General features: G+C 63.3%; 22 protein-coding genes and 1 pseudogene. 12 read left to right on the plus strand and 11 right to left on the minus strand.

The annotated features are described in order from the left end of the window. Positions 1–54 precede the first annotated feature (54 nt). Positions 55–1,155 (minus strand): glycine betaine monooxygenase reductase subunit, encoded by a 1,101-nt coding sequence (gene gbcB / locus H0I86_RS29150; RefSeq protein ID WP_023969192.1) that lies wholly within the window; start codon positions 1,153–1,155, stop codon positions 55–57. A 439-nt stretch (positions 1,156–1,594) separates the two neighbouring features. On the opposite strand from gbcB, the gene gbca reads away from it, so the two are divergent. Further along, positions 1,595–2,890, plus strand: a complete 1,296-nt coding sequence (gene gbca, locus H0I86_RS29155) for a glycine betaine monooxygenase oxygenase subunit (protein ID WP_124300668.1) — start codon at positions 1,595–1,597, stop codon at positions 2,888–2,890. Positions 2,891–2,962: 72 nt separating this feature from the next. Here gbca and H0I86_RS29160 read toward each other — a convergent pair whose 3' ends face one another. From H0I86_RS29160 to H0I86_RS29195, 8 genes are all read right to left on the minus strand, one after another. Continuing rightward, positions 2,963–3,241, minus strand: a complete 279-nt coding sequence (locus tag H0I86_RS29160) for a hypothetical protein (RefSeq protein ID WP_180923079.1) — start codon at positions 3,239–3,241, stop codon at positions 2,963–2,965. 24 nt (positions 3,242–3,265) lie between these two features. Further along, a complete protein-coding gene (locus H0I86_RS29165; protein WP_180923080.1) occupies positions 3,266–3,880 on the minus strand; it encodes a hypothetical protein in 615 nt (204 codons plus the stop codon). A 1,230-nt stretch (positions 3,881–5,110) separates the two neighbouring features. Further along, the gene (etfB, locus tag H0I86_RS29170) at positions 5,111–5,881 is read right to left on the minus strand and encodes an electron transfer flavoprotein subunit beta (RefSeq protein ID WP_180923081.1); all 771 of its coding nucleotides are present in this window, start codon (positions 5,879–5,881) and stop codon (positions 5,111–5,113) included. Between the two features lie 15 nt (positions 5,882–5,896). Then, the gene (etfA, locus tag H0I86_RS29175; RefSeq protein ID WP_180923082.1) at positions 5,897–7,117 is read right to left on the minus strand and encodes an electron transfer flavoprotein subunit alpha; all 1,221 of its coding nucleotides are present in this window, start codon (positions 7,115–7,117) and stop codon (positions 5,897–5,899) included. Next, on the minus strand, positions 7,117–9,066 hold the full coding sequence (gene dgcB / locus H0I86_RS29180; RefSeq protein WP_180923083.1) for a dimethylglycine demethylation protein DgcB: 1,950 nt from the start codon (positions 9,064–9,066) through the stop codon (positions 7,117–7,119). Before dgcB ends, etfA begins: the two co-directional genes overlap by 1 nt. Positions 9,067–9,206: 140 nt before the next feature. Next, positions 9,207–11,267: a dimethylglycine demethylation protein DgcA gene (gene dgcA, locus H0I86_RS29185; protein ID WP_151264733.1), complete on the minus strand. Its 2,061-nt coding sequence runs from the start codon at positions 11,265–11,267 to the stop codon at positions 9,207–9,209. 15 nt (positions 11,268–11,282) lie between these two features. Next, positions 11,283–11,813, minus strand: coding sequence for a DUF5943 domain-containing protein (locus H0I86_RS29190; protein WP_003228980.1), 531 nt, complete (start codon positions 11,811–11,813; stop codon positions 11,283–11,285). 76 nt (positions 11,814–11,889) lie between these two features. Further along, on the minus strand, positions 11,890–12,867 hold the full coding sequence (locus H0I86_RS29195; protein WP_007926352.1) for a dipeptidase: 978 nt from the start codon (positions 12,865–12,867) through the stop codon (positions 11,890–11,892). Between the two features lie 227 nt (positions 12,868–13,094). Between H0I86_RS29195 and H0I86_RS29200 the strand changes: the two genes are divergently transcribed. The 4 genes and pseudogenes from H0I86_RS29200 (at position 13,095) to H0I86_RS29215 (ending at position 14,722) form a co-directional block, all read left to right on the plus strand. Then, positions 13,095–13,496, plus strand: a complete 402-nt coding sequence (locus tag H0I86_RS29200) for a lysozyme inhibitor LprI family protein (protein WP_180923084.1) — start codon at positions 13,095–13,097, stop codon at positions 13,494–13,496. Between the two features lie 226 nt (positions 13,497–13,722). After that, positions 13,723–13,965: pseudogene (locus H0I86_RS29205) on the plus strand (type II toxin-antitoxin system RelE family toxin); the annotation flags it as partial. Next, on the plus strand, positions 13,958–14,272 hold the full coding sequence (locus tag H0I86_RS29210) for a helix-turn-helix domain-containing protein (protein ID WP_180923085.1): 315 nt from the start codon (positions 13,958–13,960) through the stop codon (positions 14,270–14,272). The pseudogene H0I86_RS29205 and the gene H0I86_RS29210, both read left to right, overlap by 8 nt. Positions 14,273–14,305: 33 nt before the next feature. Then, on the plus strand, positions 14,306–14,722 hold the full coding sequence (locus tag H0I86_RS29215; protein ID WP_180923086.1) for a DUF3010 family protein: 417 nt from the start codon (positions 14,306–14,308) through the stop codon (positions 14,720–14,722). A gap of 119 nt (positions 14,723–14,841) precedes the next feature. Here the strand turns inward: H0I86_RS29215 and H0I86_RS29220 are convergent, their stop codons facing one another. Next, complete coding sequence (locus tag H0I86_RS29220) at positions 14,842–15,789, minus strand: GlxA family transcriptional regulator (RefSeq protein ID WP_180923087.1); 948 nt, start codon at positions 15,787–15,789, stop codon at positions 14,842–14,844. Between the two features lie 193 nt (positions 15,790–15,982). Here H0I86_RS29220 and choX point away from each other — a divergent pair, with 193 nt between their 5' ends. The 7 genes from choX (at position 15,983) to aac(6') (ending at position 21,786) form a co-directional block, all read left to right on the plus strand. Beyond that, positions 15,983–16,927, plus strand: a complete 945-nt coding sequence (gene choX / locus H0I86_RS29225) for a choline ABC transporter substrate-binding protein (RefSeq protein ID WP_180923088.1) — start codon at positions 15,983–15,985, stop codon at positions 16,925–16,927. 72 nt (positions 16,928–16,999) lie between these two features. Continuing rightward, positions 17,000–17,887 carry a 3-dehydrocarnitine:acetyl-CoA trimethylamine transferase CdhC gene (gene cdhC, locus H0I86_RS29230; protein WP_009051243.1) on the plus strand — a complete coding sequence of 296 codons (888 nt, stop codon included), beginning with the start codon at positions 17,000–17,002 and terminating at the stop codon, positions 17,885–17,887. Positions 17,888–17,938: 51 nt separating this feature from the next. Continuing rightward, positions 17,939–18,904: an L-carnitine dehydrogenase gene (locus H0I86_RS29235; protein WP_180923089.1), complete on the plus strand. Its 966-nt coding sequence runs from the start codon at positions 17,939–17,941 to the stop codon at positions 18,902–18,904. 149 nt (positions 18,905–19,053) lie between these two features. After that, entirely contained in the window at positions 19,054–19,530 is a 477-nt protein-coding gene (locus H0I86_RS29240) for a thioesterase family protein (RefSeq protein WP_180923090.1), read from the plus strand. Positions 19,531–19,555: 25 nt separating this feature from the next. Continuing rightward, entirely contained in the window at positions 19,556–20,719 is a 1,164-nt protein-coding gene (locus tag H0I86_RS29245; protein WP_180923091.1) for a gamma-butyrobetaine dioxygenase, read from the plus strand. Between the two features lie 297 nt (positions 20,720–21,016). Beyond that, positions 21,017–21,277 (plus strand): hypothetical protein, encoded by a 261-nt coding sequence (locus H0I86_RS29250; RefSeq protein WP_180923092.1) that lies wholly within the window; start codon positions 21,017–21,019, stop codon positions 21,275–21,277. Positions 21,278–21,339: 62 nt separating this feature from the next. Next, positions 21,340–21,786, plus strand: coding sequence for an aminoglycoside 6'-N-acetyltransferase (gene aac(6'), locus H0I86_RS29255; protein ID WP_180923093.1), 447 nt, complete (start codon positions 21,340–21,342; stop codon positions 21,784–21,786). Here the strand turns inward: aac(6') and gbdR are convergent, their stop codons facing one another. Continuing rightward, positions 21,787–22,881, minus strand: a complete 1,095-nt coding sequence (gene gbdR, locus H0I86_RS29260) for a choline metabolism transcriptional regulator GbdR (RefSeq protein WP_009045963.1) — start codon at positions 22,879–22,881, stop codon at positions 21,787–21,789. It abuts the gene before it with no gap. Between the last annotated feature and the right edge of the window lie 182 nt (positions 22,882–23,063).

Genomic DNA, 23,063 nt, shown 5'->3' on the forward strand with positions numbered 1-23,063 from the left:
CAGTCGATCGCAGCCTCGTGCCTCGGCAACGGCTACGGGCTACCGGTCCGCCGCTCAATACTCGACCCGCACATCCCCCTTCGGCACGCTGCAGCAGGACAGGATGTAGCCTTCGGCTTCGTCTTCCTCGGTGATGCCGCCATTGTGGTCCATCTCCACTTCCCCACCCAGCTTGAGCACCTTGCAGGTGCCGCAGATGCCCATGCCGCAGGCCTTGGGGATCATCAGGCCAAGCTTGGCCGCGGCGGCGTGGACGGTTTCGCCCGGCGCCACGCGGATACTCTTGCCGGAAGCGGTGAACTCCACCTGGTGCAGGTCGGCGGCGTCGATTTCCGGCGCCTCGGCGGCCTGTTCGGCCTGTTCCACGGCGTCGGCACGGGCTTCCGGTGGCGTCGCGCCGAAGGATTCCTCGTGGTAGCGCGACATGTCGAAACCGCTGGCCTCGAGCAGGCGCTTGACCGCGTTCATGTAAGGGGTCGGGCCGCAGCAGAACACCTCGCGTTCGAGGAAGTCCGGCGCCATCAGCTCCAGCATCTTGTGGTTCAGGTAGCCGCGATAACCGGCCCAGGGCTCGCCCAGGCCATGTTTCTCGCAGATCAGGTGCAGGCTGAAGTTGTCGATCCGCGATGCCATGTGCTCCAGCTCGCGGTGATAAATGATGTCCTTCGGCGAGCGCGCGCTGTGGATAAACACCATGTCGACATTGCCATTGGTGTCGTAGAACCAGCGCGCCATGGACATCACCGGGGTGATGCCGACGCCGCCGCTGAGGTACAGGACTTTCGGGCTCGGGAAGTCGATGGCGTTGAACAGCCCCACCGGCCCGTGCACCGCCAGCTCCTGACCTTCGTGCAGGGTGTCGTGCAGCCAGTTGGACACCTTGCCGCCAGGGACGCGCTTGATGGTCACCGAGAAGCTGTACGGCACCGAGGGCGAGCTGGAAATGGTGTAGGAACGCATGATCGGCTGGCCTTCGATCTCCAGCTCCAGGGTGACGAACTGCCCCGGCTTGAAGAAGAACATGATCGGCTGGTCGGCCATGAAGCAGAAGGTGCGCACGTCCCAGGTTTCCTGGATGACTTTGACGCAACGGACGATGTGTCGGCCATTGGCCCAGGTCTGGGTGGTTACCGGGTTCAGGAAGTTGTTGGACATGCTGATCTCCACGGCCGACTGCCGGCCTTTATGGTGGCGATTGTGCGCAGGCCCATAAACACCCATTTACCTATCTGCGACATTCACATACTTATCGCGACCAGCCCCCAACCACCGGGGCTTGCGCGTCGGGAACAGATTGGGCCATGTCGCCCATGGATAAGGTTCTGGACCGCGCCGGCCCCACACTCGCCTCAACTGATAACCGCTGATTTTTCAGCCTTGCGTCGTAACCGTGGCCGGTGTGACGGGCTTGTGCGGAGCAAGCCCCCAGCCTGAAGTTCTGAGTCAAGGCGCCGCGACGAGTCATAGCCCGCTATGGCGAGGAGCGGTAACGCAGAATCAGGACTTCAGGCGCAGGGATTGCCCGTACAAGCCCGTTACACCGGCCACACTGCCACTTTCGCCGGCCACACAGATGGCCATGAGGACCAAAACGATGGACGTCACCGCAACCCTGAGCCTGGGCGATCCGCTGGAACCCGCACGCAAGGCCACCGCGCAAATGCTCCAAGAACGCGAGCGGACCTTCTCCCTGCCGCAGCCGTTCTACTGCGACGAGCGCCTGTTCGATATCGACATGCAGGAGATCTTCCAGAAGGAATGGCTGATCGCCGGCATGACCTGCGAGATTCCGACCAAGGGCAACTACATGACCCTGCAGGTCGGCAAGAACCCGATCATCGTGATCCGTGGCGCCGACGGTGTGGTCCATGCCTTCCACAACGTCTGCCGCCACCGCGGTTCGCGCCTGTGCACCAGCGACAAGGGCAAGGTCGCCAAGCTGGTCTGCCACTACCACCAGTGGACCTATGAGCTGGACGGTCGCCTGCTGTTTGCCGGCACCGAGATGGGCGCCGACTTCGATATGAAGCAGTACGGCCTCAAGCCGGTGAACGTGAAGACCGCTGGTGGCTACATTTTCATCAGCCTCGCGGAAAACCCGCCGGCCATCGATGACTTCCTGGCGACCCTGACGCACTACATGGAACCCTACGACATGGAGAACACCAAGGTGGCGGTGCAAACCACCTTGATGGAAAAGGCCAACTGGAAGCTGGTGCTGGAGAACAACCGCGAGTGCTACCACTGCGGCGGTTCGCACCCGGAACTGCTGAAAACCCTGCTGGAGTGGGACGACGTCACCGACCCGCGCGCCGACCAGGCGTTCAAGGACCACGTGGCCGCCTCCGCCGCCGCCTGGGAAGCCGAGAAGATCCCTTACGCCCACGCCAGCTTCGGCCTGCGTAACCGCATCGTGCGCATGCCGCTGCTCAAGGGCACCGTGTCCATGACCATGGACGGCAAGCAGGGCTGCGCCAAGCTGATGGGCCGGATCAAGAACCCGGACCTGGGCTCGATGCGCATCCTGCACCTGCCGCACTCGTGGAACCACTGCATGGGCGACCACATCATCGTGTTCACCGTGTGGCCGATCAGCGCCCAGGAAACCATGGTCACCACCAAGTGGCTGGTGCACAAGGACGCGGTCGAAGGCGTGGACTACGACGTCGAGCGCATGCGCCAGGTGTGGGACGCCACCAACGACCAGGATCGTCGCCTGGCCGAAGAGAACCAGCGTGGCATCAACTCCACCGCCTACCAGCCAGGCCCGTACTCCAAGACCTACGAGTTCGGCGTGGTCAACTTCGTGGACTGGTACAGCGAGCGCATGCTGAACAACCTCGGCGCCGAACCGGCTCCGTACCTCAAGGGCGTGCCGGTTCAAGGCTGAAGGCTTCTGCCCCGCCGATAAAAAACCGCGAGCATGCTCGCGGTTTTTTTTGGAGCTTCACGTTGTTAACAACTACCAGTTCCAGGAATGGATGATGCCCTGTGCCACACCGAAGATATCCTTGAAGTCCTCGGCATTGGGCGCGCGCTTATAGTTCGGATCGATATGTCGCAGTAAATCGTCATATAAGCCGTCGATTCTTTCCTGGGTTCTTTCCTTATCGTGCTGACGCAGTACATCGAGTCGTGCCTTGTTATCGGCCAGTGCCCTGTCTTCCTCGATATAAAAAGCCCTGTCCCACTCGAGCTTGTAAGGGTCGACAAAAGGCAGCAGGCCAACGGGTTTGACCATAAGCCACCTCCGAAGCTCAGCAGATCAAGAGAACCAACCGGTGATCCAGCTGACGACGGAGTTGAAGGTATTGGTTATTTTCTCCCAGACATTCTTCAGCCATTTGATGATGTTCTTCCCGATATCAACGAAGAAGTCGGCGATCTTGTCCAGCACGGCATTGAACAAGTTGCCGAAGGTTTCCATGAAGCCGACCACGGCATCGGCGCTTTGTGGATAATCGCTGACCAGGGCGATTGCTTCGTCATACATCTTGTCGATGCGCTTTTCCGCGGCGGCCTTGTCCCGGTTACGCAGTTCCTCGAGTTTTTTCTTGTAGTCCGTGGTATCGGTCGAGCCCGAGTTCTGGAAGTGCTCCGTGGCCTTGGTCAGCTCGGATTCCGACTGGTCGGCCTGCGCTTCCCCCGTCTTCCGGGCCTTGGGCTCGAGGGCGCGCACCGCGGGATCGTTGGAGCTGGTGGTGACGTAGAGGCTACGCAGGTGAATCTGCTGCAGGTGAGGCGAAGCCATCAGCAGGCCCCTGGCCTCGCCCCTGGATCTCTTCTTGGCGTGCCCGCGCATTTCATTGAGCAGCTCGATATAGGCTTCCTTGCTGGGCGCGGCAGCGGCCTTGGTTTTGGCTTTGGATGCTTCGGACATTTCAATAACTCCTTGTAATTGAATACATGCACACTTGTGCCTTTGCTCGCGGAATCGCAACAACTTCCAGGGCGCCCGCGACTATCCCAAGCCCATAACCCAGAACCAACCGTCGTTAAATACCGGTACTCAACAGGCTTTCGAGAAAGCCCTGAACTTCATCAACCAGGAGGGGCTTTGGAAATAGCTTCTTCACCGATCAACAGGCTCGATGTCAGCTATCGGAGAACGCTAGAGACAAACGATGTTTTTCACTTTTGACTCCTGTCATGGATTTTCTTGAGGGATTGTCGAGAACTCGACTAACGCCCTTGATAATCCGCCCACTTCTTGTGGTGAGAGCAAGTAAAGTCTTGGCCCCATTGCATGTCAAACAGCCCTCCATACCCAGAGGAAACTGTATTTATGCTGGCTGGATATATAAGCCATACCTCGTTCGGTGTTTATCGGGCGCCCCGCCGGAAACGGACGATCGCCGCCGCACGACTGTACAAAAATTGACCTGTTCTCGCCGGGGCACCACCGGCCAAGGCTTTCAGAGGTCCGCAAACAAGTTATCCACATCTCCACCCACAGCAAATGTGGGCAACTCGGCTTTAAACCGACGGATTCAGTGGCAGAACCTGAAGAAAATCCGTGACTTATCCAAAAAGGTCTTCTCCACAAGGCTTTGATCGTTTTTTGAACAACAGCCTGTAAGCCACATATTTAAAGGGCCATAGACGAAGGCGAACACCTTATCCACAGAAGCGCCAACAGACTTTGGGGGCAACTTCGCAGTGAAAGGCATCGGGCTGTGGAAAACCGCCGCATACCGCAAAATATCGAGGTTTCAGTGCTGCCGGCAGGGCAAAGTCCCACATTTGCCTATTTTTTGACCAGCGCCTTGAAGACCGCTGTTTATAAGGCTCTCAGCGGATAGCGAACATCTTATCCACAAAGAGGCCAACAGACTTTGGGGGCAACTCGCCGGCGGCAGAGAAGCGAGGGAGTTCCTTATCCACAGAAAAACCTTCGGAAAAACCTCGACTTAGCTTGATCGTTTTTCGTACAACGCGCTGCAGCGCTTGATTGGCGAGGCTTGCAGAGAGGGACGAACATCTTATCCACAGAGGCGCGCACAGGGATTGTGGGTAAACGTGGATAAAGGGGAGGAATCTATCGCAGGCAAGCCGCGCCCCTGTAGGAGCGAAGCTTGCTGGGGATAACGGTGAAGCGACAGGCCTGGCCCTAACGGACCACGCCTTCTTCGATCAGCAGCTTGAGGATGGCCTCGGCCCCGGCTTCGGCGCTGCCGCCCTTGAGCACCTGGCCGCCACCGCCGCTGGCCTTGGCGGTCGCGGCTTTCATGCGGTCGGCGCCGCTCTTGGCCTTGATCACTTTCAGGCGCTTGGGCCGGGGTTTGGCCGGTTGCAGGGTGGCGCTGGTGAACAACTCATCGTCGAGCACTTCCACCTGCCGCGCCTGTAGTACCCCACGTCGGGCCGGACCGTAGGCGCTCTGCCGTGGCTTGGGCGCGGCGTTATCCACAGTGGCGAGGAACGGCAGGCGCACCTTCAGCCGACGGCGCTGGCCACGCGGCAGGGCTTGCAGCACCAGGGCCACGCCACTGTCGATGGACTCCACCTGGGCCAGGCCCACCACCAGCGGCCAGCCGAGGTTTTCCGCCAGCAGGAATGGCAGCATGCCCGAACCTTCGCCGGTTTCCGCCTGGCTGCCGGTAAGCACCACTTGCGCCCCGGCATCGCGCAGATAATCGGTCAGCGCCGGCAGCGCATCGGCACCGGCCGACTGCTCCAGCACGTGCATCTGTTCCAGGCCCATGCCCAAGTACGCGCGCAGGGCCGGCTCGGCGATATCGCCGGCGTGCAGCACCTGCAGCCTGTCCCCGGCCAGTTGCAGCCCCAGCTCGACCGCCCGCGCATCCTGCTCGGCACGCCGTGGCCGGCCGGAAGTCGGGTGGGCGCCGATGGACACCAGGCTGATCACATTAGTACTCATAACCCTATCCTTCCCTTAAGCCGCATCGCGCTTGGCGCCGTTGCGGTAGGCCTCTACCGCCGCGATCAAGGCTTGAAGAAGCTCGGCGCTTTCGCCAATCACCGACAGGTCGGCGCGTTTGATCATGTCGCAGCCCGGATCGAGGTTGATCGCCACCACCTTGTCGCAGGCACCGATGCCCTGCAGGTGCTGGATCGCCCCGGAAATCCCCACCGCCACGTACACCCGGGCGGTGACCCAGGTGCCCGAGGCGCCGACCTGACGGTCGCGGGCCATGAAACCGTCGTCCACCGCCACCCGCGACGCGCCTTCGGTGGCGCCCAGGGCCGCGGCGGTCCTGTGGAAAAGCTCCCAGTCCTTGACCCCGTTGCCGCCGGAGAAAATGAACTCGGCCTCGGCCATGGGAATCGCCGCCGGGTCCACCGCCACCGCGCCCAGGTCCTCGATCCGCGCCAGGCTGCGCGCCACCGTTGTGGATAACTCCACCGGCAGAGCTTCGTGGCGGGTTTCGCTGACCGGCTCCGCGCATTCGGCGGCGGCCAGGATCAAGCGTGCCAGCGGCCGGGCCAGGTCCTGCAAGCCGGCACCGGCGCGGCCGATGCACTGCTCGTCCTTGACCTGCCAGACCCGCGTGGCCGGGCGTTCGCCCAGGGCCGCAGCAAACCGTCGGCCCAGTTCGCCGCCACCGGTGCGGCTGTCGGGCAGCAGCCAGTGACGCGGGCTGAACTGGTTATCCACAGCCCGCAGGCCCTGGACCCGTTGTTCCGGTGCATAACCGCTGAATTCGTTGCCTTCCAGCACCAGCAGGCGGTCGACGCCAGCCGTGGCGAAAGTGTTTTCCTTGTGCTCGCCGAACACCACCGCCAGCACCGCACCGTCCTTGCCGGCCAGTTGATGGGCCAGGCCCAAAAGATCGCGGTCGTGGCTGCTCAGGCGGCCGCCGACCATGTCCGGCACCACGCAGATGTAGAACGCCGGCTGCGCCACCTGATGCAGCGGCAGCTGGACTTCGACCGCGGCGCTGCGCTTGACCGCCCCACCCTGCTGGGCGCCGCTGCGGTCGATGCGCTTGATGCCGTTGGGGCCGATGAAACCGACCCCGTGGGGGTTCTTGCGGATGATGCCGTTGGGCCCCATCCAGCTGTGCTGCGCCGGTTGCATGGCCGCGTGCAGCGGGTGCAGGCGGTTACGGGCGATCCATTCAGCCCGCGGGTCGCGGCGGATAATGTTGCTCATCAGTGGGCCTCCGCAGGTTCACGTTTGGCCGGGGTCGCCGGCTTGCCGGGCGCGGCGTCTTCCAGCAAGGCGTCGGCCACCAGTTCGGCAATGTCCTTGATCAGCGGTCGTGGTTCGACCACGCCTTCGAGCATCGCGGTGCATTGTGGACAACCCACGGCCACCAGCTCGGCGCCGGTTTCGCGAATGTCGTCCATGCGCATGTCGGGGATCCGCTGCTTGCCCGGGATGTCGGTGATCGGCGCGCCGCCGCCACCGCCACAGCAGCGCGAGCGGAAACCGGAGCGTTGCATTTCCTTGACCTCGATCCCCAGCGCCCGCAGCACTTCCCGCGGCGCTTCGTACTCGCCGTTGTAGCGGCCCAGGTAGCACGGGTCGTGATAAGTCACGCTGTTGCCTTTGTGCTGGCCCAGATTCAGGGCGCCGCCGGCGATCAGCTCGGCCATGTAGGTGCTGTGGTGCAGCACCACGTACTCGCCACCGAGGGCGCCGTATTCGTTTTTCAGCACATGGAAACTGTGGGGGTCGCAGGTGACGATGCGCTTGAAGCTGTACTTGGCCAGGGTCTGGATATTGCGCTTGGCCAGCAGCTGGAAGGTCGCCTCGTCGCCCAGGCGCCGGGCCACGTCGCCGCTGTCGCGCTCTTCCAGGCCCAGTACCGCGAAGTCGACCTTGGCCGCTTTCAGCACTTTGACGAAGGCGCGCAGGGTGCGCTGGTTGCGCATGTCGAACGCGCCGTCGCCAACCCAGAACAGCACGTCGGTGGTTTTCTTCTCGCCGAGCAGCGCCAGGTTGAGGTCCGCCGCCCAGTTCATCCGCCCGCCCGGGGCAAAACCGCCCGGGTTGTCGGTGGCGATCAGGTTTTCCAGGACTTCGGCGCCCTTGTTCGGGGTGGCGCCCTTTTCCAGGGTCAGGTGACGACGCATGTCGACGATGGCATCGACGTGCTCGATCATCATCGGGCACTCCTCGACGCAAGCGCGGCAAGTGGTGCAGGACCACAGGGTCTCGGCGTCCACCAGGCCGTTGACGATCGGCTGGTGCGGATTGCCGCTGTGTTCGCCAATCGGCTTACCCGGATACGGGCTGCCAGCGAACTTGGCATCGGTACCGCCCGCCAGGCCAACCACCATGTCCTGGATCAGCTTTTTCGGGTTCAGCGGCTGGCCTGCGGCAAAGGCCGGGCACGCGGCTTCGCATTTACCGCACTGCACGCAGGCGTCGAAGCCCAGCAGCTGGTTCCAGGTGAAATCCTTGGGTTTTTCCACACCCAGCGGCGCGTTCGGGTCTTCCAGGTCCAGCGGCTTGAGGCCGGTGGAACGGCCGCCGCCGAAGCGCTCGGCGCGGCGGTGCCAGGCCAGGTGCAGGGCACCGGCGAAGGCGTGCTTCATCGGGCCGCCCCAGGTCATGCCGAAGAACAGCTCGGACACGCCCCACAACACGCCGATGCCGAGGATCACCGCCAGTACCCAGCCACCGAAGTTTTCCGGGAGGATCCCGGCCACCGGCAGGGTCACCAGGAAGAACGACGCCGAGAACGCCAACAGGCTTTTCGGCAGGCGCATCCACGGACCTTTCGACAGGCGCGACGGCGGGTTGCGGCGGCGCAGGTAGACGAAGATCGCGCCGACGAACATCACCGCCGACATCAGCAGCAAGGCGTAGCCGAGGATGCGGTTATGCAGGCCGAAACCGTGCACCAGAATCGCCAGCACGATGGACGCCACCGCGCCACCGGCCGTGGCCACGTGGGTGTTGGCGATGTATTTGTCCCGCGCCACCACATGGTGCAGGTCGACCATGTAGCGCTTGGGCATGGCCAGCAGGCCGCCGATCAGGTCGACCTTGGACGCACGGCCCCGGCGCCACATGGCCACCCGCCGCAACGCGCCCAGGACAGCCAGGCCGATGGCTGCGAACAGCAGGATGGGAAGAAGGGTGTTCAACATGGTGGAGCTCCCAAAGACCAGCTCGGTCGTTGTAGCCGCTGCCGCAGGCTGCGATGAAGTCCGCAGGACTTTCCTGCGAACTCAAGAGCACGACTGCTTCGCAGTCGATCGCAGCCTTCGGCAGCGGCTACAGGTATGGCTTAGAAATCCTTGCAGATCCGCAGGGCGTCATAGATGGCCGCGTGGGTGTTGCGCTGCGCCACGCAGTCACCGATGCGGAACAGCAGATAACCGTCGCCCGCCTGGCTCAACGAAGGCTGCGGCTTGATCGCGAACAGCGCTTCGACGTCGACCTGGCCCTTGTTGCGCGAACCTTCCTTGAGCGCGTAGTAGATCGCTTCGTCAGGCCGCACGCCGTTCTCCACCACCACCTGGTCGACCACCCGCTCCTCTTTGGCGCCGGTGTATTCGTTCTCCAGCACCGCCACCAGCTTGTCGCCTTCGCGGTAGACCTTTTCCAGCATCATGTCGCCGGTCATGATCACTTCTTTGGGGTACATGCTGCGGTAGTAGGTCGGGAACGACGTGCCACCGATGGCCACGCCCGGCTTGATGTCGTCGGTGACGATCTCGACCTGGCTGCCCTTGTCGGCGAGGAAGTCGGCCACCGACATGCCGGTGAACTCGCAGATAGTGTCGTAGACCAGCACGTTCTTGCCCGGCGCCACCTTGCCGTCGAGCACGTCCCAGCTGCTGACCACCAGCCCTTCGGCGGCGCCCCAGTGTTCGTTCTGCTCGAGGAACGGATGCCCGCCGACGGCCAGCACCACGATGTCCGGACGCAAGTCGAGGATGGTCTCGGCATCGGCCGCGGTGCCCAGGCGCAGATCGACCTTCAGCCGTGCCAGCTCCAGCTGGTACCAGCGGGTGATGCCGGCGATCTGGTCGCGCTGCGGTGCTTTCGCGGCGGTGGTGATCTGCCCGCCGATGGCGTCCTTCTTCTCGAACAGGGTCACGTCGTGGCCACGTTCGGCCGCCACCCGCGCCGATTCCATGCCGGCAGGGCCGGCGCCAACCACCACCACCTTGCGTTTCGGCCCGGTGGATTTCTCGATGATGTGCGGCACGCCCAGGTATTCACGGGAGGTCGCGGCGTTCTGGATGCACAGCACGTCCAGGCCCTGGTACTGGCGGTCGATGCAGTAGTTGGCGCCCACGCACTGCTTGATCTGGTCGATCTGGCCCATCTTGATCTTGGCGATCAGGTGCGGGTCGGCGATGTGCGCGCGGGTCATGCCGACCATGTCGACATAGCCGCCTTCCAGGATGCGCGTAGCCTGGTTCGGGTCCTTGATGTTCTGCGCATGCAGCACCGGAACCTTGACCACTTCCTTGATGCCGGCGGCCAGGTGCAGGAACGGCTCCGGTGGATAACTCATGTTCGGAATCACGTTGGCCAGGGTGTTGTGAGTGTCGCAACCCGAGCCCACGACGCCGATGAAATCGAGCATGCCGGTGTCGTCGTAATACTTGGCGATCTGCTTCATGTCCTCGTGGGACAGGCCGTCCGGGTGGAATTCGTCACCGCAGATACGCATGCCCACGCAGAAATCGTCGCCGACTTCGGCGCGCACCGCCTTGAGCACTTCCAGGCCGAACTTCATCCGGCCTTCGAAGCTGCCGCCCCATTCGTCGGTCCGCTTGTTGACCCGCGGGCTCCAGAACTGGTCGATCATGTGCTGGTGCACGGCGGACAGCTCGACGCCGTCCAGGCCTCCGGCCTTGGCCCGGCGCGCGGCCTGGGCGTAGTTGCCGATCACCCGCCAGATCTCTTCCGGCTCGATGGTCTTGCAGGTGGCGCGATGCACCGGTTCACGGATGCCTGACGGCGACATCAGGGTCGGCCAGTTGAAACCGTCCCAGCGCGAGCGGCGGCCCATGTGGGTAATCTGGATCATGATCTTGGCGCCATGCTTGTGCATGGCGTCGGCCAGATTCTGGAAGTGCGGGATGATACGGTCGGTGGACAGGTTCACCGAGCTCCACCATTCCTGCGGGCTGTCGATGGCCACCACGGACGAGCCGCCACAGATCGCCAGGCCGATACCGCCCTTGGCTTTCTCTTCGTAATATTTCACGTAGCGGTCGGTGGTCATGCCGCCATCGGTGGCGTAGACCTCGGCGTGCGCGGTGCTGAGCACCCGGTTGCGGATGGTCAGTTTGCCGATCTGGATCGGCTGGAACATCGCTTCGAAAGCCATTTTTCTTAACTCCGCTTACAACGGCTTGACGGTGAACAGGCCATCGTCGTGGCCTTCTTCGGAACCGCCGTAGACCTGTTCGGCGACGGTGCGGATCTTGCTGCCGCGGGCGGCCAGGATCTGGTCCATGGCGCCGGCGAACCAGCCGGTGAACATGTAGTCGACCTTGCGCCCGACCTTGCCGTACACATAGACGAAGGCCGAGTGTTCGAGCTTGACGCTGGCGGTGCCCTTGTCGAGGTCGATGTCCTGGATCTTGAACAGGCCCCAGCCGCGCTGCGACAGGCGCTTCATGTAGTGCTCGAACACCGCGACGCCTTCCAGGCCGTGGCATTCGGCTTCTTTTTCGCACCAGTGCCAGGCGGACTTGTAGCCAGCCTTGTAGAGGATCTCGGCATAGGCTTCGGCGCCCAGCACTTCCTCGATGCCCATGTGGTTGTTGACGAAGAAGTGACGCGGCACGTACAGCATCGGCAGGGCGTCGGAGGTCCAGACACCGGTTTCGCTGTCGACTTCGATGGGCAGTTGCGGGGCGATCTTGGCCATGGAAACTTAACTCCAGAAAATTCGTTGTGTTGCCCCCGGCGCGGACGGCCGGGGGAAAGGATTCAGAGGTTGCGGCTTATTCGCCCCAGACGTCCTTCAGGACATTCACCCAGTTCTCGCCCATGATCTTGCGCACCACACGCTCGGAGTGACCGCGCTTGAGCAGGGTCTCGGTGAGGTTGGGGAACTCGCCCACGGTGCGGATGCCCAGCGGGTTGATGATCTTGCCGAAGTTGGTCAAGCGACGGGCGTAGCCCTTGTCGTGGGTCAGGTATTCGAAGAAGTCCTGGCCATGGCCCTGGGTGAAGTCGGTGCCGATGCCGATGGCGTCTTCGCCGACGATGTTCATGGTGTACTCGATGGCTTCGGCGTAGTCGTCGATGGTCGAATCGATGCCCTTGGCCAGGAACGGCGCGAACATGGTCACGCCGACGAAACCGCCGTGGTCGGCGATGAACTTCAGCTCTTCATCGGACTTGTTGCGCGGGTGCTCCTTGAGACCCGACGGCAGGCAGTGGGAGTAGCAGACCGGTTTCTTCGATTCGAGGATGACTTCCTCGGAGGTCTTGGAGCCGACGTGGGACAGGTCGCACATGACGCCGACGCGGTTCATCTCGGCGACGATCTCACGACCGAAGCCCGACAGGCCGCCGTCGCGCTCATAGCAGCCGGTGCCCACCAGGTTCTGGGTGTTGTAGCACATCTGCACGATACCCACGCCCAGCTGCTTGAAGACCTCGACGTAGCCGATCTGGTCCTCGTAGGCGTGGGCATTCTGGAAGCCGAAAAGGATGCCGGTCTTGCCCAGCTCCTTGGCCTTGCGGATGTCGGCGGTGGTACGCACCGGCATCACCAGGTCGCTGTTCTCGCGGATCAGCTTCTGGCTGGAGGCGATGTTGTTGACCGTGGCCTGGAAGCCCTCCCACACCGACACGGTGCAGTTGGCCGCGGTCAGGCCGCCCTTGCGCATGTCTTCGAACAGCTCACGGTTCCACTTGGCAATGATCAGCCCGTCGATAACGATGCTGTCGGCGTGCAATTCGGCTGGGCTCATCAGGCAGTCCCCTTATTGGCAATTCATGCGCCGAATCGTCTGCCGGCGCTTTGGGGTCAGCATATGCCTCGGTGCCTGGGCAGCCGGGTGCAAAAACGACAGGGGAATTGCCGAAAGCGTCAATCCGCGACAAAGGGTCTGCCGGGCGTCCCTTGCCCCATCTGTTCTTTGTCATGCGCATGGGCCAGAATCCGCCGCATCACTGGATTAGAGGGGTCTGCGACGCAATGAAATCGATCTTCCTGGCTTTGGCACTGCTGGCGACTGGCGCACAGGCGGCTGAAGAAGCCGACAACTCCCCGTGCGACAGCGTCGAACAGGACCAACAGACCCTGGAATGCGCCACTTTCAACAAAACCACCGCCGAGCAACTGCTGAGCGACAACCTGCAGAGCCTGCTCGAACGCCTGGGCACACTGTACGGCAGCGACAAGGCGCAGCTGGCCGACATCACCGCCAAGGTCCAGAGCGCCCAGCAGCTGTGGCAGAAACAGCGCGACGCCGACTGCGCCATCGACACCTTCCCCGCCAAACCCGGCAGCAAGGCCTACGCCATTGCCCAGGCCGATTGTCTGGCGCGCATGAGCGATGAGCGGTCGGAGTTTCTCGAGTCGATCGGGCAGGAGTAACCGCCCTGGCCGCAGGCTTTATCTGCGACAACAACACCGCCATCGCGGGCAAGCCTCGCTCCTACGCCGGTAGGAGCGAGCGGCGACACTCGATACACCCCTGAGTACCCTCCTCCTTTCACGGCTGTAACAAGCCATGAGCAATACCCGGACAAGGTTCTCGCCTTGGCCCGCAGGCTGATATAAGCAAAGATTGATTAATCTTATAAAAGACTTATATTCGTTCATGAACAGCATCCTGCGGACCCGTAAGGCCGTCAAACAACTGCTGCGATTGCACAGCGCCCATCAGGTACAGATCCGCGATGCGGTGACCTTGCTCGGCGACATGCCCGATACCGGCAACGTCAAGGCACTCAGCGGCCATACCTATGCCTACCGCCTGCGAGTGGGCAACTATCGAATCCTGTTCGACTGGGACGGCGCTATCCGAGTGGTCAGTATTCAAGAGGTCAAGAAACGTGACGAACATCCAGATCATCAATGGCACGGATGGCAAGCCGGCGTTCGTGGTGATTCCTTATGCGCACTATGTGGCACAACAGCAGGAGCCGGACCTGATCCCCCACGACGTGGTCAGCCGCATCGTTGACGGCGCCACGCCAATCCGCGCCTGGCGCGAACACCTGCACCTGACCCAGGACGAGGTCGCCAGGCGCCTGGGGATTTCCCAGCCGGCCTTCGCCCAGCAGGAAAGCGTCGCCAAGCCCCGTCGCGCCACCCGCGAGAAGATCGCCGCGGCCTTTGGCATTCGCGCCGACCAGCTGGAACTGTAAGCTGCACGCCATTCACCGAAAAAAGGTCTTCCCATGAGCATCTGCGGCATCGAAATCAAAGGCAGCGAAGCCATCTTCGCCATGGCCACCCTGCAAGACGGCACAGCGCAACACCTGGCCAACGCCTGCAAGAAAATCACCCTGGACGACGATGACGAAGCCGCCAACGTCAAAGCCTTCGCCACCCAGGTCGCAGCCTTCGTCCGCGACAACGGCATCAGCCGCATCGCCATCAAGAAACGCAGCAAAAAAGGCGAATTCGCCGGCGGCCCGACCACCTTCAAGATCGAAGGCGTGTTCCAGTTGCTGGACAACTGCGAGGTGACCCTGCTGTCGCCGCAGACCATCAACGCGCAGAACAAAAAGCACAACTTCGACCTGCCGGCGACGCTGAACAAGTATCAGCATGAGGCGTACAAGACCGCCTGTGCGGCGTTGCTGAAGAAATAAGCGCCCTCTGCTTCTTGTAGGAGCAGGGGCGAGTCCAGTCCTTGCTCGCGATGCAGGCAACGCGCTGTGTCAGACAGGCCGCCATCGCGGGCAAGCCTCGCTCCTACAGAATCAGCAGCTCAGGCCTTCAGGCTATGGCGCCGGTCTTCCCGCGGGCACTGGGCAAAACGCGCGCGATAGCTGCGAGTGAAATACGAGGGTGATTCGAAGCCACAGGCGATGCTGACTTCCAGCACGCTCATGTCGGTCTGGCGCAGCAGTTGCCGGGCCTTTTCCAGGCGCAGCCCCAGGTAGAAGTTGCTCGGGGTGTCGTTCAGGTGCAGGCGGAACAGGCGTTCGAGCTGACGCCGGGTGACCTTGATCGACTCCGCCAGTTGCAGGGTGCTCAGGGGCGGCTCGCTGTGCTGCTCCATCTCGCCGATCACCTGCACCAGCTTCTTGTTGCGGATGCCGTAGCGGGTGGCGACTTCCATGCGCTGGTGGTCCTTGCGCGGGCGGATGCGCCCGAGCACGAACTGCTCGCTGACCTGGATCGCCAGCTCCGGGCCGTGGGCCTGGCCGATCAGGTCGAGCATCATGTCGATGGACGCGGTGCCGCCGGCCGAGGTGATGCGCCGCCGGTCGATCTCGAACAGCTCCTGGGTCACGCTGAGTTGGGGATAGGACTCCTTGAATGCCTCGATCGCTTCCCAGTGCAGGGTCACGCGGTGGCCTTCGAGCAGCCCGGCTTCGGCCAGGACCACGCTGCCGGTGTCGATGCCGCCCAGGGGCACGCCCTCCACATCCAGGCGGCGTAACCAGTGCACCAGCGCCGGGGTGACGAACTTCAGCGGCTCGAAGCCGGCCACCACCAGCAGGGTCGCGCCCCTCTTCAACGGCTCCAGCGCCGCATCGGCGTTGACCGACATGCCGTTGCTCGCCAATACCGCGCCGCCATCGGCGCTCAGCACATGCCAGCGATACAGCTCGCCGCGAAAGCGGTTGGCCACGCGCAGCGGCTCGATGGCCGAGATGAACCCGATGGCCGAGAAGCCCGGCATCAGCAAGAAATAGAAATCCTGGGACATGGAACGCACTCGGATGACGGGCAGCGTGGCCACTGTGATACGCCGTTTCCACGCCGGGTTCAAGACGAAGGTCGCTGCAGTGCAAGAGCCGGTCGCCGCTGTGCGTTTTCAGCGCTCGCCGGCTGCGTAACGTGGCATCACCGGCGCACATAGACGTCGGGCCCCACAATAACGACCTGCCGAGGAAACCTTCATGAAACGACTGATCAGCAGTTGCGTCCTTGCACTCAGCGGTACCGTCTTTCTCAGCTCCGGCGCCATGGCCGCCGACGCCGCCAGTTGCCAGAACGTGCGCCTCGGCGTGGTCAACTGGACCGACGTGATCGCCACCAGCGCCATGGCCCAGGTGCTGCTCGACGGCCTCGGCTACAAGACCAAGCAGACCAGCGCCTCGCAGCAGATCATTTTCGCCGGCATCCGCGACCAGCGCCTGGACCTGTTCCTCGGCTACTGGAATCCGCTGATGACTCAGACCATCACCCCGTTCGTCGACGCCAAGCAGGTCAAGGTGCTGGCCGAGCCCAGCCTCAAGGACGCTCGCGCCACCCTCGCGGTGCCCACCTACCTGGCGGACAAGGGCCTGAAGACCTTCGCCGACATCGCCAAATTCGAGAAGGAACTGGGCGGCAAGATCTACGGTATCGAGCCTGGTTCGGGCGCCAATACCCAGATCAAGGCGATGATCGCCAAGAACCAGTTCGGCCTGGGCAAATTCCAGCTGGTCGAATCCAGCGAGGCTGGCATGCTGGCGGCGGTGGATCGCGCGGTGCGGCGCAAGGAAGCCGTGGTGTTCTTCGGCTGGGCGCCGCACCCGATGAACGTTAACGTGCAGATGACCTACCTCACCGGCAGCGACGACGCCCTGGGCCCGAACGAAGGCATGGCCACGGTGTGGACCGTCACCGCGCCGACCTACGCCGAACAGTGCCCGAACGTCAGCCGGCTGCTGAGCAACCTGACCTTCAGCGCCGAGGACGAGAGCCGCATGATGCAGCCGCTGCTCGACCACAAGGACGCCCTGGAGTCGGCCAAGCAATGGCTGGCCGACCACCCGCAGGACAAGGCGCGCTGGCTCGAAGGGGTCACTACCTTCGATGGCAAGCCGGCCGCCGACAACCTGAAACTGACCAGCCAATAACCCCCCCTGACTCCCTCTGCGCAGCGCCAAACGGCTGCGCAGCGACTCACCACGCCTGTAAGGAACCGCACCATGAACCACGACGTCATCATCACCTGCGCACTCACCGGTGCTGGCGACACGACCGCCAAGAGCCCCCACGTGCCGGTCACCCCGAAACAGATTGCCGCCGCCGCGGTGGAAGCGGCCAAGGCCGGCGCCACCGTGGTCCACTGCCACGTGCGCAACCCGCAAACCGGCAAGTTCAGCCGCGACGTCGCGCTGTACCGGGAAGTGATGGAGCGCATCCGTGAAGCGGACGTCGACATCATCGTCAACCTCACCGCCGGTATGGGCGGCGACCTGGAGATCGGCGCCGGCGAAAACCCAATGGAATTCGGCCCCAATACCGACCTGGTCGGCCCGCTGACCCGCCTGGCCCACGTCGAGGAACTGCTGCCGGAAATCTGCACCCTGGACTGCGGCACCCTGAACTTCGGCGACGGCGACACCATTTACGTGTCCACCCCGGCGCAATTGCGCGCCGGCGCCAAGCGCATCCAGGAACTGGGGGTGAAGGCCGAGCTGGAAATCTTCGACACCGGCCACCTGTGGTTCGCCAAGCAGATGATCAAGGAAGGCCTGCTGGACGACCCGCTGTTCCAGCTGTGCCTGGGCATTCCCTGGGGCGCGCCGGCCGACACCACCACCATGAAGGCCATGGTCGACAACCTGCCGGCGGGCGCGGTCTGGGCCGGTTTCGGTATCGGCCGCATGCAGATGCCGATGGCCGCGCAGGCGGTGCTGCTGGGCGGCAACGTGCGGGTCGGCCTGGAGGACAACCTGTGGCTGGACAAGGGCGTGCTGGCGACCAACGGCCAGCTGGTGGAACGCGCCAGCGAGATCCTCAGCCGCCTCGGCGCCCGCGTCCTGACCCCGGCCGAGGGCCGGGCCAAGATGGGCCTGAGCAAGCGCGGCTGACCCCGAAGGCGGCTACAGATACGTCCACTTTTGACTTTCAGGAAACCTGTCATGAGCTTTATCACCGAGATCAAAACCTTCGCCGCCCTGGGCAGCGGTGTCATCGGCAGCGGCTGGGTATCGCGCGCCCTCGCCCACGGCCTGGACGTGGTGGCCTGGGACCCGGCGCCCGGCGCCGAGGCGGCCCTGCGCAAGCGCGTGGCCAATGCCTGGGGCGCCCTGGAAAAACAGGGCCTGGCACCGGGCGCCTCCCAGGATCGCCTGCGCTTTGTCGCGACCATCGAAGAGTGTGTGAAAGACGCCGACTTCATCCAGGAAAGCGCCCCGGAACGCCTGGAACTGAAACTCGAGCTGCACGCCAAGATCAGCGCCGCGGCCAAGCCCGATGCGCTGATCGGCTCCAGCACCTCCGGCCTGCTGCCGAGTGAGTTCTACGAGAGTTCCACCCACCCGCAACGCTGTGTGGTCGGTCACCCGTTCAACCCGGTGTACCTGCTGCCGCTGGTGGAAGTGGTCGGCGGCAAGAACACCGCGCCAGAAGCCGTGCAGGCCGCGATCAAGGTCTATGAATCCCTCGGCATGCGCCCGCTGCACGTGCGCAAGGAAGTCCCGGGGTTTATCGCCGACCGCCTGCTGGAGGCGCTGTGGCGCGAGGCCCTGCACCTGGTCAACGATGGTGTCGCCACCACCGGCGAAATCGACGATGCGATCCGCTTCGGCGCCGGCCTGCGCTGGTCGTTCATGGGCACCTTCCTGACCTACACCCTGGCCGGGGGCGATGCCGGCATGCGGCACTTCATGGCCCAGTTCGGCCCGGCCCTGCAGCTGCCGTGGACCTACCTGCCGGCCCCGGAACTGACCGACAAGCTGATCGACGACGTGGTCGAAGGCACCGCCGAGCAGCTCGGCACACACAGCATTTCGGCGCTGGAGCGCTATCGTGATGACTGCCTGCTCGCCGTGCTCGAAGCGGTGAAAACCACCAAGGCCAAACACGGCATGAGCTTCAGCGAGTAACCCTGACGCCCACCCTGTAGCCGCTGCCGCAGGCTGCGATAAGGCTCGAAGAGCCTTTCGAAAGCCGCAAGAGCGCGTCTCCTTCGGAGCCGATCGCAGCCTGCGGCAGCGGCTACAGGTTCAGCCCGCCATTTTCGTGAGCCCATGACATGCCCGCACTCACCACCTACACCACCCGCATCAGCCCCGACTGGGTCGATTACAACGGCCACCTGCGGGACGCCTTCTACCTGCTGATTTTCAGCTATGCCACCGACGCCCTGATGGACCAGTTGGGCATGGACAGCAACCACCGCGAAGCCAGCGGCAATTCGCTGTTCACCCTGGAGCTGCACCTCAATTACCTGCATGAAGTGAAGCTCGATACCGAGGTCGAAGTGCGCACCCAAATCATCGGCCACGACCGCAAGCGCCTGCACCTGTATCACAGCCTGCACAAGGTTGGTGATGACCTGGAAGTAGCCGGCAACGAGCAGATGCTGCTCCACGTCGATCTCGCCGGCCCGCGTTCGGCGCCGTTCAGCGAGCCGGTGCTGAACAGGCTGCGAGCCATCGCCGCCGAACAGGCCGACCTGCCCGCCCCCGCCTGGATCGGCCGGGTGATTGCCTTGCCGCCGGAAAAATAATCACCCCATAAAAAAGGACCGCACCGTGAATACCGCCACCACTTTTGCCGACTTTCGCAGTTACCCGTTGATCAGCGCGTTGACCGCCGTACAAGCCCTGGCGGACCGTGTTCAGGTGCAGTGGGCCGACGGTCGCTCGAGCCCCTTTCATCATCAGTGGCTGCGCGACAACTGCCCCTGCTCGCAATGCGTCTACAGCGTGACTCGCGAGCAGGTGCTGGAGATAGTCGACGTCGCCGAAGACCTGGCCCCGGTGTCCAGCCGGATCGACGCCCAGGGCTGCCTGAGCATCGACTGGCAGGACGGCCACCTCAGCCGCTTCGACCCGGGCTGGCTGCGGGCCCACGCCTACGACGATGAAAGCCGCGCCGAGCGCCGCGCCCGTCGGCCGCAAAGCCAGCTGTGGGACAGCCGGCTGCAACTGCCGGTGTTCGAGTACCAGGCGCTGATGGAGGCCCCGCAGGCGCTGCTGCAATGGCTGCTGGCGGTGCGCGATATCGGCCTGACGCAGGTCCGCGGCGTGCCCACCGCACCGGGGTCGCTGGCCCAGGTCGCCAAGCGCATTGCCTTTATCCGCGAGAGCAATTTCGGCGTGCTGTTCAACGTGCAATCCAAGGCCGACGCCGACAGCAACGCCTATACCGCCTTCAACCTGCCGCTGCACACCGACCTGCCGACCCGCGAGCTGCAACCGGGTTTGCAGTTCCTGCATTGCCTGGTGAACGACGCCGAAGGTGGCGAAAGCATTTTTGTCGACGGTTTTGCCATCGCCGACGCTTTGCGCCGCGAGGACCCCGAGGCGTTTCGCGCGCTGTGCGAGATCCCCGTGGAGTTTCGCAACAAGGACCGCCACAGCGACTACCGCTGCCTGGCGCCGGTGATCGTCCTGGATGCAGTGGGCGACGTCGCGGAAATCCGCATGGCCAACTTCCTGCGCGGGCCGTTCGAGGCCTCGGTGGACGACATGCCCCGGCTCTACCGCGCCTATCGACGTTTTATCGCCATGACCCGCGAGCCGCGCTTTCGCCTGACCCGGCGCCTCAACCCCGGCGAACTGTGGTGTTTCGACAACCGCCGCACCCTGCACGCGCGCAACGCCTTCGACCCCGCCACCGGCGCGCGGCATTTCCAGGGGTGCTACATCGACCGCGACGAGTTGCTGTCGCGGATTCTGGTGTTGCAGCGCTAGACCGCGTCGCCAGCGAAAAACCCATCTGGCAGCGCATTTTTCCCAGGCCAAAAAAGACCCCGATCAAGCCGTGACAGGATCGGGGCAGAGGAGGTTTTCTGAGGAGCCGACACGAGGGTGACCAAACCTTCGATGACCGAGCTGGAGTCCAGTGTGCCCAGTCGCCCTCAAGCCAAGTTAGCCGAAAACGACCTGTTCATAGGCATCCCGGCCATTGCGACAATTCGCCCTTGCCGACTGTCCGGGCGGCTACCAGAATCGACTCACGACCACGCTCCCTGAACAAGGATAAGAGTCATGATGCACGCGGATCTGATTGACCAGGACGACCTGCTCGGCCAACTGAGGGCCCTGGGTTTTGAAATGCCGGCCGGCGCCACGGCCGACCAGGCCTGCGAGTGCGCTGTGCGCGGCTTGAGCGATGCCCGGGCCAAGGCCCTCAAGGGCATGGTCGAGCAGATACTCACCGGTAATGCGACCATCCTGCCGGCCGTGCGCCAGGCCATCGACAAACAGCTGTTGCCGGCCCTGGCCCAGTTCCAGAACAGCCGCGCCTGAGCCTTCGCCGGGAGCGGATCCCGGCGTAGAGTGCGGTGCTTGCAAGCCAAGGAACCGCCCCCATGATTCGAATCGAACCCTGCCAGTCAGCCCGTCAACCGGGCTGGCTGTCATTGCGCCAGGCACTGTGGCCCGACTGCCCGGCCGAGGAACATCTGGACGAAATCGCCAGCTTGCTGGACGACCCGCAGCGCTATATCAACCTGCTCGCCTATACCGCCGACGGCCAGCCAGTGGGATTGGCCGAAGCCTCGTTGCGCCGCGACTACGTGAACGGCACCGAACATTCGCCGGTGGTGTTTCTGGAGGGTTTGTACGTCAGCGCCGAACTGCGGCGCCAGGGCATTGCCGAACGACTGATCGACGCCGTCGCCCAATGGGGACGGGATCAGGGCTGCGTGGAAATGGCTTCGGATACCGGCCTGGAAAACCTGTTGAGCCAGACCGTGCACAAGGCGCTCGGTTTCGAGGAAACCGAGCGCGTCGTGTACTTCAGGAAAAGCCTGTGATTACAACCTGACGCTGGCGAAGGTCGATTCGTTGCGCGCCTGGCTCAGCGAGGACATCGGGCCGGCCAGCACCAGCGCCTGCGGAATCGGCATCATCGCCACCTGCTGGGCGGTGTTGGAGCCCACGCGTTCGTCACGCGGCGGAATGCCGAAGTACTCGCGGTAGCACTTGGAGAAGTGCGGCGTGGAGACGAAACCGCAGACCGAGGCCACTTCGATGATCGACATCGGCGTCTGCTTGAGCAACTGGCGGGCGCGGATCAGCCGCAGCTTCAGGTAGTAACGCGATGGCGAACAGTGCAGGTATTTCTGGAACAGCCGCTCCAGCTGACGCCGCGATACCGAGACGTAGACCGCCAGTTCGTCGAGGTCGATCGGCTCCTCCAGGTTGGCTTCCATCAGCGCGACGATTTCCTGCAACTTCGGCTGATTGGTGCCGAGCATGTGCTTGAGCGGCACACGCTGGTGATCCTGCTCGTTGCGGATACGTTCGTAGACGAACATTTCCGAGATCGCCGCCGACAGCTCGCGGCCGTGATCGCGGCTGATCAGGTGCAGCATCATGTCCAGCGGCGCGGTGCCGCCGGAGCTGGTGAAGCGGTTGCGGTCGAGGGTGAACAGGCGAGTGCTCATGGCCACCCGTGGGAAAGCTTCCTGCATCGAGGCCAGGCATTCCCAGTGCACGCTGCAATCGAAGCCGTCGAGCAGGCCGGCGCAGGCCAGGGCCCAGCTGCCGGTGCAGACCGCGCCGAGACGACGGGACTGGCGCGCCTGGCTTTGCAGCCACGACACATGCTCGCGGGTCACGGTGCGCTGGATGCCGATGCCGCCGCAGACGATCACGGTGTCCAGGGCGGGGGCTTTGTGCATGGAGGCGTCGGGGGTGATCTGCAGGCCATCACTGGCCCAGACCTGGCCGCCGTCGACGCTGAGGGTGGTCCAGCGATACAGCTCGCGACCGGACAACTGGTTGGCCATGCGCAGCGGCTCGACCGCGGAGGCCAGGGAAATCAGCGTGAAATTGTCCAGCAGCAAAAAGCCGATGGATTGAGGCGCACGGTTCTGGGGTTGAGCCCCGGAGTTGAACGTCGTCATCGCGGTATCTCCTCACACAAAGCAGGTGATGGCCTCAGGCGGAGGCTCTTGTTATTGCCATCATTCTCACGCGGGAGACGGGCTTTGTGATGACAGAGCAATTGCCATGCCTAAAATTGAATGGCCATTCAATAACTCCTGAAAACGACGTCGCGATGCGTCTATATAAGCCGCGCGCAATG

Source organism: Pseudomonas chlororaphis subsp. aurantiaca (assembly GCF_013466605.1).
In the GTDB taxonomy this organism is placed as follows: Bacteria; Pseudomonadota; Gammaproteobacteria; order Pseudomonadales; family Pseudomonadaceae; genus Aquipseudomonas; species Aquipseudomonas chlororaphis_I.

Excerpts from the sequence above, each read along its gene's own strand:
- etfA (WP_180923082.1), bottom strand. The coding sequence starts at position 7,117 with ATGAGCAACATTATCCGCCGCGACCCGCGGGCTGAATGGATCGCCCGT.
- H0I86_RS29195 (WP_007926352.1), bottom strand. The coding sequence starts at position 12,867 with ATGAGCCCAGCCGAATTGCACGCCGACAGCATCGTTATCGACGGGCTG.
- H0I86_RS29240 (WP_180923090.1), top strand. The coding sequence starts at position 19,054 with ATGCCCGCACTCACCACCTACACCACCCGCATCAGCCCCGACTGGGTC.
- etfB (WP_180923081.1), bottom strand. The coding sequence starts at position 5,881 with ATGAGTACTAATGTGATCAGCCTGGTGTCCATCGGCGCCCACCCGACT.
- dgcB (WP_180923083.1), bottom strand. The coding sequence starts at position 9,066 with ATGTTGAACACCCTTCTTCCCATCCTGCTGTTCGCAGCCATCGGCCTG.
- H0I86_RS29160 (WP_180923079.1), bottom strand. The coding sequence starts at position 3,241 with ATGGTCAAACCCGTTGGCCTGCTGCCTTTTGTCGACCCTTACAAGCTC.
- choX (WP_180923088.1), top strand. The coding sequence starts at position 15,983 with ATGAAACGACTGATCAGCAGTTGCGTCCTTGCACTCAGCGGTACCGTC.
- H0I86_RS29165 (WP_180923080.1), bottom strand. The coding sequence starts at position 3,880 with ATGTCCGAAGCATCCAAAGCCAAAACCAAGGCCGCTGCCGCGCCCAGC.
- H0I86_RS29190 (WP_003228980.1), bottom strand. The coding sequence starts at position 11,813 with ATGGCCAAGATCGCCCCGCAACTGCCCATCGAAGTCGACAGCGAAACC.
- H0I86_RS29235 (WP_180923089.1), top strand. The coding sequence starts at position 17,939 with ATGAGCTTTATCACCGAGATCAAAACCTTCGCCGCCCTGGGCAGCGGT.
- H0I86_RS29215 (WP_180923086.1), top strand. The coding sequence starts at position 14,306 with ATGAGCATCTGCGGCATCGAAATCAAAGGCAGCGAAGCCATCTTCGCC.
- dgcA (WP_151264733.1), bottom strand. The coding sequence starts at position 11,267 with ATGGCTTTCGAAGCGATGTTCCAGCCGATCCAGATCGGCAAACTGACC.
- gbdR (WP_009045963.1), bottom strand. The coding sequence starts at position 22,881 with ATGACGACGTTCAACTCCGGGGCTCAACCCCAGAACCGTGCGCCTCAA.
- H0I86_RS29250 (WP_180923092.1), top strand. The coding sequence starts at position 21,017 with ATGATGCACGCGGATCTGATTGACCAGGACGACCTGCTCGGCCAACTG.
- H0I86_RS29200 (WP_180923084.1), top strand. The coding sequence starts at position 13,095 with ATGAAATCGATCTTCCTGGCTTTGGCACTGCTGGCGACTGGCGCACAG.
- cdhC (WP_009051243.1), top strand. The coding sequence starts at position 17,000 with ATGAACCACGACGTCATCATCACCTGCGCACTCACCGGTGCTGGCGAC.
- gbca (WP_124300668.1), top strand. The coding sequence starts at position 1,595 with ATGGACGTCACCGCAACCCTGAGCCTGGGCGATCCGCTGGAACCCGCA.
- gbcB (WP_023969192.1), bottom strand. The coding sequence starts at position 1,155 with ATGTCCAACAACTTCCTGAACCCGGTAACCACCCAGACCTGGGCCAAT.
- H0I86_RS29220 (WP_180923087.1), bottom strand. The coding sequence starts at position 15,789 with ATGTCCCAGGATTTCTATTTCTTGCTGATGCCGGGCTTCTCGGCCATC.